Genomic DNA, 13,363 nt, shown 5'->3' on the forward strand with positions numbered 1-13,363 from the left:
GCGACCGGATGCGGCTCCGGTCCGACGACGACCGGGGAGTCAGTCCTCGAGCAGCCCGCCGCCGACCCACGAGCCGATGGCGGTCACGTCGCCCGGGCTGAGCTGCATGCGGGCACCGCGGCACAGCCCGACCACGTTCTCCGTCCACGCCAGCGCGAGGTCGCCTGCACCCGTCGTCGGCGTGAGCTCGAGGCCGGCGAAGATGATGCCGCCGATGACGAAGTTGACCGTCGAGCGGCCGACCTGCGCGCCCGCCTTCTGGCAGGCGTCCCGAACGCGCCTCGACGTCTCGGCGCGGTCGAACGGGTGCGCCGCGAGATCGGCGGCCAGCGCAGTCAGCAGCACGCGGTAGTTCGACTGGCTCAGACCCGGGGTGTCCGTCACCGCGACGACCTGACGTTGCAGGGCACTCGAGGACGTATCCGTCACCGCACCTGGCAGGTCGGCCTCGCCGAACCGGTTGGCATCCCAGACGAAGCCCGGCGGCCGGGACGAGACGCCGACCTCGGGCACGTTCTTGGCCAGCCACGGCAGGAAGCCCCCGGCGCCCGCCCACCGAGTCTCCGGCAGCGAGGGTTCGGTCTTCTGCGCCAGCTGGGCGATCGTGCCGAGCGGGACGGGCCGGTCGGCGGTCCGGACGCGCTGCAGGACGGCCTTGCGGGCGGGAGTGCTGGCCGGCGGCGTCTCGACGGCGGTCGCCTTCTTCGAGCGCGCAGGCGCCGCGGTGGCCGGTGCGACGCTGACGGCGGGCGCCTCGGTCGCGACCGGCGCCTCGGTGACCGCGCTGTCGACGGCGAGGGTCGACGCCGTCTGCGTGACCAGGTCGGCCAGGTCGTCGGCCGTGACCACCGCGTCGGCCACGGAGCGGTAGGCGCTCGCGGCGGGGCTGGCGGTGATGATCGTGACGCGCCGGTCGGCGGCGCGGCAGCGCAGGGCGAGGGGAGTGAAGTCGGCGTCGGCGGACACGATGACGAACTCCTCGTAGTGGGTCGACGCGGCGAGGGCGTCGACGGCGTCGAGGACGAGGTTGATGTCGGCGCTGCTCTTGCCCTGCTGGGTCAGCGACGGGCAGTCGACCACCTGGAATCCGGCACGCGTGAAGTTGGGGCGGAACTGCGAGAACCTCGACGGGTTGAGGTAGCAGGCGCGGATGAGGAAGCGACGGGTGAAGTCGCCCTCGGAGTCGCTGCCGGTCTCGAGCTCGCCGAGCCAGTGCGCCGGGTTCGTCGCGAACGCCTCAGCGGCCACGGGGTCGAGGCGCTGCAGGCCGATGTACACGTTGTCGAAGTCGACGAACAGGGCGGTACGAAAACGCCGAGCGGCGTCGACGCGGTCGGCAGAGGTCACGCTCGTGGAGGTCACCCGAGCATCTTCCCTGCTGACGCGGACGGACGCGTACCAGAACGGGTGTCGACGACGAGCTCACTATCGGCGACGGACGACGGGCCAGGTCATCGACGGGCCTCGGCGACTCACTCCGCAGCATCGGCTGCGGGCCGCGCAGCCAGCAGGAACGCCTCGACGGGGGCCTTGTCGAGCCCGAGCGCGGCGACCGGTCCGGTCCCGTCGTCGGCCTCCAGCAGGGCGAGCAGGACGTGACCGGTGTCGACGCCCTCGTCGTCGAGACGCGCGGCCTCGCGGAACGCCAGCTCGAGCGCCTTCTTGGCGCCGGCGTCGAACGGGATGAGGGCGGGCACGGGGGAGACTGCCGGCGCGAGGGCGGCGGTGAGCGTGGCGCGGGCGTCGGAGATCGACGTGCCCTGGGCCGCGACCGCGCGTGCGGCGACGTCGTCTGGTGCGCCGAGCAGGCCCAGCGCCAGGTGCGCCGGCGTGATCTGGGCGTTGCCGGCGGCGTGCGCCTCGTTCTGCGCCGCGACGACGACGCTGCGGGCGGCGTCGGTGTAGCGGCCGAAACCCTGCGCAGCGGAGGGCTCGGACGGCGTCCCGGGGTCCTTGGCCACGAACCGCTTCTGCGCGGCCTGCTTGGTCACGCCCATGCTCGCGCCGATCTCGGTCCACGACGCGCCGGACCGGCGGGCCTGGTCGACGAAGTGGCCGATGAGGTGGTCGGCGATGTCGTCGAGCGACTGCGCCGTGAGCACGGCGGTCGAGAGCTGGTCGAGGACGGTCGGCTGGGTCGTGGTGATGGCCTGGATGAGGTCGTCGAGCCGGACGGGGTTCTGGAGGCGAGTCGTCGTCATGCGTCAACCCTAGGTTGACGATGAACGAGGCGTCAACCGAGTGTTGACGCGCCGCCGGGGGCAGACTGGCGAGGTGCATCTGCTTCAGGGCGCCGGCCTGCCCGGCGAGACCTCGTACACCGAGCACCTCCGCGTCCCCGCGCTGAGCGTCGGCACCTACGTTCTCCGCGTCGGAGACGTCGACGGTCAGCAGCCGCACACCGAGGACGAGATCTACGTCGTCCTGCGGGGTCGGGGGCGGCTGTGGACACCCGACGTGACCGTCGACGTGGGTCCAGGCGACGTCGCGTTCGTGCCCGCGCTCGAGCCCCACCGGTTCGTCGACATCGCGGAGGAACTGCACGTGCTGGTCGTCTTCGGGCCGGCGGAGCACGGCAACGCGGGCAGCTCTGCGGAGCCCGACGGTGCGGCGGCGTCGCGATGATCCGCCACCGCGTCGTCGTCCACGGGTTCGTGCAGGGCGTCGGCTACCGGTGGTCGCTGTCCCGCGAGGCGCGTCGGCTCGGGGTGCAGGGCTGGGTGCGCAACCGCTCGGACGGGACCGTGGAGGCCGTCCTCGAGGGCGCCGACGAGGCCGTCGACGCCCTCGAGTCGTGGTGCCGCTCCGGACCGGGCGGGGCCGGGGTGTCCGGCGTGGACGTCACGATCGAGAACCCGGAAGGGCTGACCGGGTTCACGATCGAGCCGTAGGCACCTACGCGGCCGCCGCCGCCGTCGCCGACCCGCGCAGCGCCGCACACACGGCAGCCGACGGGAACGACGCGTTCGACGACGCCGTCCAGCGGGCGACGGGCCGCCCGTCCGGCCGCACGACGACGGCGCCGTCGTCGCCGAGGCGCAGCGCCTTCGCGGCTGACGTGTCGACGCGACGGACGTCCACGGGGACGCCGTGCGCCGACCCCTGGACCACGCGAGCGTCCGGTCCGGCCAGGACCGTGAGACCGTCGCCCAGCAGGTCGAGCGTCGACGTCCGGCCATCCGGCAGCCACGCGTGCGGGATCCGGTCGACCAGGTCGTCGAGGTAGTCCTCGGAGACGTCGCGCTGGTCGGCGGCCACGGCCGAGCGCTGCATGTTGCGCAGACCGACGGGCCGACGCTCGGCCTCGTAGCTGTCGAGCAGCGACTCGTGCGCCCAGCCGCGAAGCACCCAGCCGAGCTTCCAGCCGAGGTCGTACCCGTCGTGGATCGCCGTGTTCATGCCGGCCGCGCCGCGCGGGGTCATGCGGTGCGCGGCATCGCCGACGAGGAACGCCCGACCCTGCCGGTAGCGCGACGCGATCTGCGCCGTGAACGTGAAGTCGCCGGTCCAGACGATCTCGGGGTCGAGGTCCGGTGCGCCGGCTCCGGCCCGGATGAGCTCGACGAGCCGCTCGCGCGGGTAGTCGTCGCGCGTCTCGGTCGTCGGGTCCCAGGTCATCGAGAAGACCCAGCGGTCGACGCGGTCGGTCGGCAGGAACACCCACGGCGGACCCGGCCGGGCCACCATGTAGAGCCCGTGCCGTCGCTCGCCGACGACGTCCGCGACCGGCCCCCGGAACAGCACGGCCAGGTATGCGCCGAGGTCGCCGGGGCCCTCCATCGCGATGCCCGTGCTGCGGCGGACCGCGCTGTGGGCGCCGTCCGCGCCGACCACGTACTGGGCGCGCACGGTCGACGTCTCACCGTCACGGCGCAGCGTCACCGTGACGCCGCCGTCGTCCTGGTCGAGCGCGACCAGCTCGGTGCCCAGCCGGACCTCGGTGCCGGGAAGCGAGAGCAGGTGCTCCAGCAGCACGGGCTCGAGGTGGTCCTGCGGTGCGATGGCGGTCGTCGTCGGGCTGAGCGACGCCGCGACCTCGGTGGACGGGAAGCCCATCGACATCTCGACGCCGTCGGTCGAGGCGAGCGAGCGGCCGATCCAGCCCGTCTCGCTGACGTCGATCGCGCCCGCGCGCACCGCGTCCTCCAGGCCCCAGGCCCGCATCAGCTCCATGGTGCGCAGGTTGATCCCGGTGGCTCGGGGGAACGGGGACAGCGCGGTCCGCCGTTCGACGACGAGCGTGCGGACGCCGTGGCAGGCAAGCGCGATCGCGGCGGTGAGTCCGGCGGGACCGGCGCCGACGACGACGACGGTCGGGGTGGTGGTGAGTGGCATGGTCGTGCTCTTCCTGTGGGATGTTTCATCGGACATGGTGTCTTTCACAAGACAGAGTGTCTTTTGTCGGACTTGATGTCAAGTGAAAGTAGGATGTTCGTCGTGACGACGCGGAAGTACACCCAGCAGGCGCGGGCCGTGGCGGCCGACGAGACCCGTCGGCGGATCCTCGACGCGATGCGCGACCGGCTGCGCGCTGCCCCGAGCGAGGCGCTCAGCATCGAGCGGGTCGCGCAGGAGGCGGGCGTGGCGAGGTCGACGGTCTACCTCGTGTTCGGCTCGAAGGCGGGGCTCTTCGAGGCGCTCGGACAGGACCTGCTCGAGCGGACGGGGTTCCAGCGGATCGTCGACGCCGTGGCGTTGCCTGACGCCCGAGACGCCGTCCGGCAGTCGCTCGTCGCCGCCGCTGCGGTCTACGCGGCCGAGCGGGACGTCTCGCGGACCATCTACTCGATGTGGTCGCTCGAGCCCGAGGCGGTGCGCCGCGCGTTCGAGGTGGTCGAGCGTGGGCGCGCCGAGGGGCAGCGACGGCTGGCCGAGCGGCTCGCGGAGGAGGGGCACCTCCGGTCCGACGTCACGGTCGACGAGGCGACCGACATCCTCTGGGTCATCAGCAGCTTCGAGACCTTCGACCAGCTCTACACGGGCCGTGGCCTGGACGAGGAGGGCGTCGCCGCGAGGCTGGGCGCGATGGCGGAGCGGGCGCTCTGGGAACGGTGAGCGTCACCGCAGCCAGACGCGCAGCCGGCCGACCGGCTCGAAGCCCGCGCTGACCGGCGGGACGACGTCCGGCCCCGACTCGTAGCCGACCAGCGGGAACGGCCCGAGCTCGCGGCGGGCGACCATCGTCAGCTCGGACCACACGACCTCCGGCTCGATCCGCAGCGCGCGCACGTTCGAGACGCCGACGACGGGGCTGTCACCGGACCGGTTCAGCGCCGCGACGCCGATCGGGCCGTCGGCGTCCGCCGCCAGCAGCAGCCGGACGGCGGGGTCGTCGAGCACGGTGGGCGTGATCGCGGCTGACCCGTGCGCGGCGAGCCACTGCGGGAGCGTCGCGGCGTCCACCGCCCGCCACGGCAGCCCCGGGACCATCGGCGACCGCGCAGGGCGGGTCAGCCACTGCGCCTCGAACAGCACCGCATAGCCGTGCGGCGCCAGGTCCAGGTCGGCGAACGAGTCCTTCACCGACGCGCCGGGGGAGTCGTCGATCGCGCCCAGCACCTCGGCCGCACTCACGCCGGGCCGCAGCGTGACGGCATCCGGATACGCCTCCGGGGAGCGTCGCGGCGTCGACCACAGTCCCGGCCGGGACTCCGTCGGCGCACCGGCCGCGCGGACGACGAGGTCGCACCAGGAGGCGTTGTTCGCGGCAGCCGCGGCGGCGGTAGGCCCTGACACGACGCCCACTCTGCCCGCTACGGTGCTGTGCGGGGGGCAGACGCACGGAGGTGGCATGCCCGGGTTCCGGCACGCAGGACGTCGCGCGGTCGCGGCGCTCATCGACGGCGCAGCGGTCGCCGTCCCGCTGGCGGCGGTCGCCGCCGTCAACGCACTGGCGATCCGGCGGGGTGCCGCACCGCCGATCACCCTGGCTCGGCGTCCCCGGCTGATGGTCCCCGTCCTGGTGACCATCCCGGCCGCCCTGGTCCTCGGACTTGCCGACGCCCACGGCGGCACCCCGGGCATGCGCGCCCTCGGCCTGGCGACGGCGCCGGTGGGCGGCGGTGACCTCACCGTCGGCGCCGCGGTGCTCCGCCGGGCGGTCACCACGACGCTGCCCTGGGAGCTCGCCCACCAGGGAGTCTGGTCGGCCCGCGGCGAGCAGAACGTGGCCGCGGCGCTGCTGCTGGGCTCGTCCTACGCGTGCCTGATCGGCCTGGCGGTCCAGGCGGCCCGCGGCGACGGGCGCACCGTGGCCGACCTCCTGGCGGGCACCATCGTCCTCGACGTGCACGACGTCCCGGCGCCATGATCGGGGTGACGCACGGGAGGGCACATGAGCTGGATCCGCGAGGCGAGCGAGGACGACGACCCCACCGGCGAGGTCGCCGCGGCGTTCGAGAAGGACCGGGCGACGCTGGGGTACGTCGCCAACTACACCCGGGTGTTCGCCCGCCGGCCCGCGGTCCTGCGCGGGTGGCAGGGGCTGAACGGAGCCATCAAGGGGATGGACGCGCGACGCTACGAGGTCGCGACGACATCCGCCGCCCTGCGGTTGCGGTCCAGCTACTGCGCGCTCGCGCACGGCGGCGTCCTCGCGCGCTCGCACATGAGCCCGGACGCGGTGCGCGCGCTCGCGCAGGGTGACGACGCCGACGAGCTGACCGAGGTCGACCACGCGGTCGCTCGGCTCGCCGACAAGGTCGCCGCGGGCGCCGCCGACGTGCGGCCCGACGACCTGGACGAGCTGCGCGGGCTCGGGTTCACCGACGACGAGGTCCTCGACGTGGTCCTCGCCGCCGCGGCACGCGGCTTCTTCAGCACGGTGCTCGAGGCGGTGGGCGTGGAGCCGGACGCGGCGTACTCGGCGCTGGACGGACCCATGCGGGACGCGCTGACGGTGGGGCGGCCGATCGCCTCGGCCTGACGGGCCACTGGGGTTGCACAGCGTCCGCGCGGAGCGCCGACAGACCCGCTGCGTGCACAAGGGGGCGCTCCCCGATCCGCCGCACGGTCCTCGTCGGCACGCCGGCGCTCTCGTTGTCCGTGGTGGCGCGGCCCGGGCACCTGACGGGCCAGCTCAGGCGGTGGGCACGTCCCGTCGCGCCGGACCCACGTACTGGCTGAGGGGCCTGATCAGCGAGTTGGCGCCGAGCTGCTCCATGATGTGCGCGGTCCAGCCCGTGATCCGGCTCGCGACGAACAGGGGGGTGAACGTCGGGGTGTCGAACCCCATGAGGTGGTACGCGGGGCCGGTGGGGTAGTCGAGGTTGGGCAGGATGTTCTTGCGCTCGGTCATGGCCGACTCGAGGGCGTCGTACAGGTCGAGCATGTCTGCCCGGTCGTAGTGCTCGACCAGCGTCACCAGCGACTCGTGCATGGTGGGCACCCGGGAGTCGCCGTGCTTGTAGACGCGGTGGCCGAAGCCCATGATCTTGCGCTTGCTCGCCAGGGCGTCGTCGAGCCAGGCCGCGGCGCGGTCGGCCGTGCCGATCTCCTCGAAGGTGTGCATGACCGCCTCGTTGGCACCGCCGTGCAGCGGCCCCTTGAGCGCGCCGATCGCGCCCGTGACGGCCGAGTGCAGGTCCGAGAGCGTCGAGGCGATGACCCGCGCGGTGAACGTCGACGCGTTGAACGAGTGCTCCGCGTAGAGCACCATCGACACCTCGAACGCGTGGACCACGACGGGGTCGGGCAGCTCGCCGAACGTCACCCAGAGGAAGTTCTCCGCGAACCCGAGGTCCTGGCGGGGCTCGATCGGCTCCTCGCCGCGCCGCCGCCGCTGGTCGAGCGCGACGATCCCCGGCAGCTGGGCGAACAGGCGCACGGACTTGGCCAGGTTCGCCTCGGGCGACGAGTCCTCCGCGGTCGGGTCGTGCGCGCCGAGCACGCTGACCGCCGTGCGGACGACGTCCATCGGGTGGCACGTGAGCGGCAGCGCCTGGATCGCGGCGACGACCGCGTCGCCGAGCCCTCGCTGCAACCGCTCGGCGCCCTGCAACGCCGCCAGCTGGTCCTCGGTGGGCAGCTCGCCGTGCCAGAGCAGGTACGCGACCTCCTCGAACGAGCGCGAGGCCGCAAGCTGCTGGACCGGGTAGCCGCGGTACAGCAGCGAGTTGCTGGCGGCGTCCACGGAGCTGATCTCGGTGGTGTCGACGACCACCCCCGCCAGGCCCTTGTGGATCTGGACGTCGGACTCGGTCATGCAGTGCCTCCATCGTCGGTGATGGTCAGAAGATCAGGAGCATCATGCCCTCATCCACCGGGTGCACTGCCACCCGGGTCGGTCGCGCATGCAGAGTCAGAGGCGGAAGTTGAACACGTCCGCGTCGAAGTGGTTGTAGGACTCGTAGTCGAGCAGCTGGTAGAGCTCCGCGCGCGTCTGCATCCGGTCCAGCAGGCCGGCCTGCGTGCCCTCGGCGCGGATGGTGTCGAGGCCGGCCATCGCGGCGCCCATGGCCAGGCGCAGCAGCGTGACCGGGTAGATGACGATGTTGATGCCGAGGTCCTCGAGCTGGCGCGCCGTGAGCAGCTCGCCCTTGCCGAACTCCGTCATGTTTGCCAGCAGCGGCACGTCGACGGCGGCGCGGACCGCGGCGAACTCGTCGGCACCAGTCAACGCCTCGGGGAAGATCGCGTCGGCGCCCGCGTCCACCAGGGCCTTGGCCCGGTCGATGGTGGCAGCCAGACCGTCGACGGCGCGGATGTCGGTGCGCGCGATGACGAGGAAGCTCGGGTCGCGCCGCCCGTCGACGGCCGCCCGGATGCGCTGGAGCGCGGTGTCGTCGTCGACCACGGACTTGCCGTCCAGGTGGCCGCAGCGCTTGGGGTTGACCTGGTCCTCGATGTGGCAGCCGGCCACCCCGGCGTCCTCGAGACCTTGGACGGTCCGGGCGACGTTCATGGGCTCGCCGAAGCCGGTGTCGGCGTCGACGATCGCCGGCAGCCCGGTCATCCGCGCGATCTGCCCGGCGCGCACAGTGACCTCCGTCGCGGTCGTGAGCCCGATGTCCGGCAGCCCGAGGTCGGCCGACAGCACGGCGCCGGAGATGTACACGCCGTCGAAGCCCTTGGCCTCGATGAGCCGCGCCGACAGCGGGTTGAAGGCGCCGGGCAGCTGCAGCAGGCGGCCGGAGGCGAGGCGCTCGCGCAGCGCGACGCGCTTGTCGGCCGCGGTGGTGGTGGCGTACAGCATTAGAAGAGTCCTTCCGGGGTGCTCACGGTGTCCAGCAGGCCGCCGGGGGCGACGACCGTCAGGCCGGCCAGCTCCTCGGCGGTGAGGGACGGCAGGCGCTGGGCGACGTCCAGGAACCGCTCGATCTCCGCCTCGTCCAGCACGCCGTCCGCGAGCGTGCGGAACTTCGCCACGTACTGCGCGCGGGCGAACGGCCGGGCGCCCAGCGGGTGCGCGTCGGCCACCGCGATCTCGGCCTCCACCACCTCGCCGGCCGTCGTGGTGATGACGACGCGGCCGCCGAACGCCTTCTCAGCCGGGTCCGTCGAGTGGTACCGGGCGGTCCACGACGGGTCCTCGGTCGTCGTGACCTTGAGCCACAGGGCGATGGTGTCGGCGCGGCCCGCGCGGGACGGCGCGTACGAGTCCACGTGGTGCCAGGCGCCGTCCTGGAGAGCGACCGTGAAGATGTACGGGATCGAGTGGTCGAGCGTCTCGCGCGAGGCGGCCGGGTCGTACTTCTGCGGGTCGCCCGCGCCCGAGCCGATGACGTAGTGCGTGTGGTGCGACGTGTGGATCACGATCGACGCCACGTTCGCCGGGTCCGTGAGGTCCGGGCGCTCGCCGTGCAGGCGGCGGGCCAGGTCGATGAGCGCCTGCGACTGGTACTCCGCCGAGTGCTCCTTGGTGTACGTGTCGAGGATCGCCGTCTTGGCCTCGCCGGGCGCGGGCAGGGGGACGTCGTACGCCGCGTCGGGGCCGTCCAGCATCCAGGCGATGACGCCGTCCTCGCCCTCGTAGATCGGCGTCGGCGACGTCTCGCCGCGCATCGCCCGGTCCACGGCCTCGATGGCGACCTTGCCCGCGAACGCCGGGGCGTAGGCCTTCCAGCTCGAGATCTCGCCCTTGCGGGACTGCCGCGTGGCCGTCGTCGTGTGCAGGGCCTGGCCGACGGCGTGGAAGATCACCTCGGGCGGCAGGTCGAGCAGTGTGCCCAGCCCGGCCGCGACCGACGGGCCCAGGTGCGCGACGTGGTCGATCTTGTGCGCGTGCAGGCTGATCGCCCGGACCAGGTCGACCTGGATCTCGTAGCCGGTGGCGATCGCGCGCACCAGCGCGGCGCCGTCACGGCCCGTGTGCTGCGCCACCGCGACGAGCGGCGGGATGTTGTCGCCCGGGTGGGAGTAGTCGGCCGCGAGGAACGTGTCGTGGTAGTCGAGCTCGCGGACGGCGACGCCGTTGGCCCAGGCCGCCCACTCGGGGCTGACGCGGGTCGTGGGCGCGACGCCGGACACCGTCGCACCGTGCTTGGCGCCGGCATACGGGTGCGCCAGCGCCTGGGCGCGGGCCGCCGACGGCGGCGTGCGCGTGAGCGAGGCGACCGTGACCGCGGCGTTGTCGATGACCCGGTTGATGATCATGTCGACCACCTCGTCCGGCACCTCGACGGGGTCGGCGGCGACCTCGGCGATGGCCCAGGCCAGCTGGTCGGCACGGGCCAGGCGGTCGGCGCTCGGGTGCACGCGGACAGGGTGGTTCACGGTCATCGGGTCACTTCCTTGTGAGTTCTGACGGTCAGCGGGCGTGGGCCATGTCCCCGACGGCCAGCCGTCGCAGGACCTCGATGACGACGGCGGCGGACCGGTCCGCGGCGTCGTCCACGTGCGTGAGGAAGTCCTCGCCGGCGACGGGACCGCAGAGGTCCGAGATGCCGCGGACCGAGAGGAACGGCACCCCGTAGAGGTGGGCGGTGTGGGCCAGCGCCGCGGACTCCATGTCCGTCGCCATCGCGGTCGGGAAGGCCGCGCGGATCCGGTCGATCCGGCTGGCGTCGATGAACGCGTCCCCGGACAGCACCGTGCCGGACAGCACCCGCAGGTCGACGGTCGCGGTGGCCGCGGCGTCGTGCAGGATCTGCTCGGCCTCGTAGACCTCGGGCATGCCCGGCACCTGGCCCAGCTCGTAGCCGAAGGCCCGGGCGTCGGCGCCGGAGTACACGTACTCGGAGCCGACGACGACGTCGCCCACCCGCACGTCGAGGCCCACGCCGCCCGCGCTGCCGGCGCTGATGACCGCGCGCGGGTGCGTGCCCTGGATGGCGACGGCCGCGGCGGTCGCGGAGTTCACCAGGCCGATGCCGCACTGGACGAGCAGCACCTGCCGACCGCAGATCGTGAGCAGCCGGTGCTCGGCGTGGCCCATCGCCGTCGGGTCGCCGACGACGTCCGCGCGGCTCAGGAACGCGGCGGACTCGTCGGGCATCGCGGTGACGATGACCGCGTCGACGGCGATCATGCGGTCGCTGCGCTCACGTGCTCCCACTCCTCGCGCGCCGCGAGGAACGTCCGGGCGGCGTCCTGCGCGCCGGCGAGGGTGTGGTTGGCGCCCCAGCCGCACTGCACCTCGTTCGCCGCGGGCACCTCGGTCGCCGTGGTGATGTCCGTGAGGGTGTCCTCGACCAGGCCGAGCACGTCGTCGTAGTCCCACTCGCCCTGCAGGATCAGGTAGAAGCCCGTCTGGCAGCCCATGGGCGAGAAGTCGATGACGCGGTCCGAGTGGTTGCGGGAGTGCTCCGCGAACAGGTGCTCGAGCGAGTGGACCGCCGGCATCTCGAGGTGCGCGACGTTCGGCTGCGTGAAGCGGACGTCGTACTTCTGGATCACGTCCCCGGCGGGCAGCTGCTTGGTGTCGGCCAGGCGCACGTATGGCGCGGCGACGGTCCGGTGGTCGAGGTTGAACGACTCGACGTTCATGCGGGGCTGGTTCACGGCAGAGATCCTTCTCGATCGGCGACGCGCCCATTGTCCCCTCCTCTGAGCGTGCGGCCGAACGGTGCTCGTACGATCACCGCGTGTCCATCCCCGAGTACGTCCTCGCGCTGCGCGCCGCCGTCGGTCACGACCTCCTCTGGCTGCCCGGCGTCACCGCCGTCGTGGTGCGGGACGACGGCCACCTGCTTCTGGTGCGGCGGGCGGACAACGGCGAGTGGACCCCGGTCACCGGGATCATCGACCCGGGGGAGGAGCCGTCCGACGCCGGCGCCCGCGAGGTGGTCGAGGAGGCGTCGGTGGTCGCCGTCCCGGAGCGCTTGGTCTGGGTGCACGTGCTACCGCCGATGGTCTACGAGAACGGTGACCGCGCGCAGTACCTCGACCACACGTTCCGCTTCCGCTACGTCTCGGGCGAGCCGTTCCCGGCGGATGGCGAGAACACCGACGCGGCCTGGTTCGCGCCCGACGCGCTGCCGCCGATGTCGGCGGAGATGCACGCGCGGATCGCCAAGGCGCTGGCACCCGAGGGCCCGGCGGCGTTCGGGGTCTGAGTCAGCCGGCGGTGCTCATCGACTGGGTGCCGACGACCCGCAGCAGCGCGAGCGCCTCCGCGTCGGCCGTGCCCGGCTCGGCTGAGTAGACGATCACGGTCTGGTCGGTGTCCGGCACGTGCAGGGAGTCGCAGTCGAGGCTTATCAGCCCGAGGCTCGGGTGGTCGATCGTCTTGCCGTGGAACGGCCACGACGTCGACGATCCACCGGCGCGCCACAGCTCGTCGAAGCGCGGGCTGCCGCGGCGCAGCTCGCTGACCAGGTCGCGCACGGACGGGTCACGCGGGTAGCGGGCGGCGGTGGCCCGCAGGGTGGCCACCGACTGGGCTTCGGTGGCGGCGCGCTCCTCGTCGCCCATCGCCACCCGGCTGCGCCGCGGGTCGGGCGTGCCCAGGAACCGCAGCCAGATGATGTTGCGCTGGCGACGAGGGACCAGCGACCAGTCCCCGAGCAGCGCCGAGGCCATCGCGTTCCACGCGAGGATGTCGCCGCGGGCGCTGAGCACCATGGTCGGCAGGTCGTCCAGCCGGTCCAGGAGCCGCTGCACGCTCGGGCGCACGTGCTCGTCGATCCGGCCGGGCAACGGCGGCGCGTTGCCGGCCAGGTGGAACAGCTCGGCGCGGGCGTCGTCGTCCATCCGCAGCGCCCGCGCCAGAGCGGAAAGCACCTGCGGCGACGGGTGCGGCCCGCGGCCCTGCTCCAGCCGCACGACGTAGTCGACGCTCACGCCCGCCAGCTGCGCGACCTCCTCGCGCCGCAGACCGGACACCCGTCGACGGGAGCCCGCGGGGAGCCCCACGTCCTGCGGCGAGAGCGCGGTCCTGGCGCGCTTGAGCACCTGAGCGAGCTCGGAGCGGTCCATCTCCCCA

16 protein-coding genes are annotated in these 13,363 nt (G+C 73.0%); 6 read left to right on the forward strand and 10 right to left on the reverse strand.

The features are described from left to right. Positions 1-39: 39 nt before the first annotated feature. Positions 40-1,362 (reverse strand): NYN domain-containing protein, encoded by a 1,323-nt coding sequence (locus tag ACXJKA_RS14210; protein ID WP_456825859.1) that lies wholly within the window; start codon positions 1,360-1,362, stop codon positions 40-42. Between the two features lie 110 nt (positions 1,363-1,472). Beyond that, a complete protein-coding gene (locus ACXJKA_RS14215) occupies positions 1,473-2,201 on the reverse strand; it encodes a Clp protease N-terminal domain-containing protein (RefSeq protein ID WP_456825860.1) in 729 nt (242 codons plus the stop codon). Positions 2,202-2,274: 73 nt separating this feature from the next. On the opposite strand from ACXJKA_RS14215, the gene ACXJKA_RS14220 reads away from it, so the two are divergent. Both ACXJKA_RS14220 and ACXJKA_RS14225 read left to right on the forward strand, forming a co-directional pair. Continuing rightward, positions 2,275-2,625 carry a cupin domain-containing protein gene (locus ACXJKA_RS14220; protein ID WP_456825861.1) on the forward strand — a complete coding sequence of 117 codons (351 nt, stop codon included), beginning with the start codon at positions 2,275-2,277 and terminating at the stop codon, positions 2,623-2,625. After that, positions 2,622-2,891: an acylphosphatase gene (locus ACXJKA_RS14225; protein WP_456825862.1), complete on the forward strand. Its 270-nt coding sequence runs from the start codon at positions 2,622-2,624 to the stop codon at positions 2,889-2,891. The genes ACXJKA_RS14220 and ACXJKA_RS14225 overlap by 4 nt, the downstream gene beginning before the upstream one ends. 4 nt (positions 2,892-2,895) lie before the next feature. Here ACXJKA_RS14225 and ACXJKA_RS14230 read toward each other — a convergent pair whose 3' ends face one another. Beyond that, on the reverse strand, positions 2,896-4,335 hold the full coding sequence (locus tag ACXJKA_RS14230) for an FAD-dependent monooxygenase (protein WP_456825863.1): 1,440 nt from the start codon (positions 4,333-4,335) through the stop codon (positions 2,896-2,898). Between the two features lie 102 nt (positions 4,336-4,437). Between ACXJKA_RS14230 and ACXJKA_RS14235 the strand changes: the two genes are divergently transcribed. Continuing rightward, positions 4,438-5,055 carry a TetR/AcrR family transcriptional regulator gene (locus ACXJKA_RS14235; RefSeq protein ID WP_456825864.1) on the forward strand — a complete coding sequence of 206 codons (618 nt, stop codon included), beginning with the start codon at positions 4,438-4,440 and terminating at the stop codon, positions 5,053-5,055. Between the two features lie 3 nt (positions 5,056-5,058). Here ACXJKA_RS14235 and ACXJKA_RS14240 read toward each other — a convergent pair whose 3' ends face one another. Next, on the reverse strand, positions 5,059-5,736 hold the full coding sequence (locus tag ACXJKA_RS14240; RefSeq protein ID WP_456825865.1) for a hypothetical protein: 678 nt from the start codon (positions 5,734-5,736) through the stop codon (positions 5,059-5,061). A gap of 55 nt (positions 5,737-5,791) precedes the next feature. Between ACXJKA_RS14240 and ACXJKA_RS14245 the strand changes: the two genes are divergently transcribed. Then, the gene (locus ACXJKA_RS14245) at positions 5,792-6,310 is read left to right on the forward strand and encodes an RDD family protein (protein ID WP_456825866.1); all 519 of its coding nucleotides are present in this window, start codon (positions 5,792-5,794) and stop codon (positions 6,308-6,310) included. Positions 6,311-6,334: 24 nt separating this feature from the next. Further along, positions 6,335-6,925: a carboxymuconolactone decarboxylase family protein gene (locus ACXJKA_RS14250; protein WP_456825867.1), complete on the forward strand. Its 591-nt coding sequence runs from the start codon at positions 6,335-6,337 to the stop codon at positions 6,923-6,925. Between the two features lie 153 nt (positions 6,926-7,078). Here ACXJKA_RS14250 and ACXJKA_RS14255 read toward each other — a convergent pair whose 3' ends face one another. The 5 genes from ACXJKA_RS14255 to ACXJKA_RS14275 form a co-directional block, all read right to left on the reverse strand. Beyond that, complete coding sequence (locus ACXJKA_RS14255; RefSeq protein ID WP_456825868.1) at positions 7,079-8,203, reverse strand: bifunctional 2-methylcitrate synthase/citrate synthase; 1,125 nt, start codon at positions 8,201-8,203, stop codon at positions 7,079-7,081. Positions 8,204-8,299: 96 nt separating this feature from the next. Next, entirely contained in the window at positions 8,300-9,193 is an 894-nt protein-coding gene (gene prpB / locus ACXJKA_RS14260; protein ID WP_456825869.1) for a methylisocitrate lyase, read from the reverse strand. Then, positions 9,193-10,719 (reverse strand): MmgE/PrpD family protein, encoded by a 1,527-nt coding sequence (locus tag ACXJKA_RS14265; protein WP_456825870.1) that lies wholly within the window; start codon positions 10,717-10,719, stop codon positions 9,193-9,195. Before ACXJKA_RS14265 ends, prpB begins: the two co-directional genes overlap by 1 nt. A 28-nt stretch (positions 10,720-10,747) precedes the next feature. After that, on the reverse strand, positions 10,748-11,467 hold the full coding sequence (mtnN, locus tag ACXJKA_RS14270) for a 5'-methylthioadenosine/S-adenosylhomocysteine nucleosidase (RefSeq protein WP_456825871.1): 720 nt from the start codon (positions 11,465-11,467) through the stop codon (positions 10,748-10,750). Then, positions 11,464-11,925 (reverse strand): S-ribosylhomocysteine lyase, encoded by a 462-nt coding sequence (locus ACXJKA_RS14275; protein WP_456825953.1) that lies wholly within the window; start codon positions 11,923-11,925, stop codon positions 11,464-11,466. Before ACXJKA_RS14275 ends, mtnN begins: the two co-directional genes overlap by 4 nt. A gap of 98 nt (positions 11,926-12,023) precedes the next feature. Between ACXJKA_RS14275 and ACXJKA_RS14280 the strand changes: the two genes are divergently transcribed. Further along, a complete protein-coding gene (locus ACXJKA_RS14280; RefSeq protein WP_456825872.1) occupies positions 12,024-12,494 on the forward strand; it encodes an NUDIX hydrolase in 471 nt (156 codons plus the stop codon). Position 12,495: 1 nt separating this feature from the next. On the opposite strand, the gene ACXJKA_RS14285 is transcribed toward ACXJKA_RS14280, so the two are convergent. Beyond that, on the reverse strand, positions 12,496-13,356 hold the full coding sequence (locus tag ACXJKA_RS14285; RefSeq protein ID WP_456825873.1) for a helix-turn-helix transcriptional regulator: 861 nt from the start codon (positions 13,354-13,356) through the stop codon (positions 12,496-12,498). Between the last annotated feature and the right edge of the window lie 7 nt (positions 13,357-13,363).

It is taken from the genome of Cellulomonas sp. P5_E12, assembly GCF_054049315.1.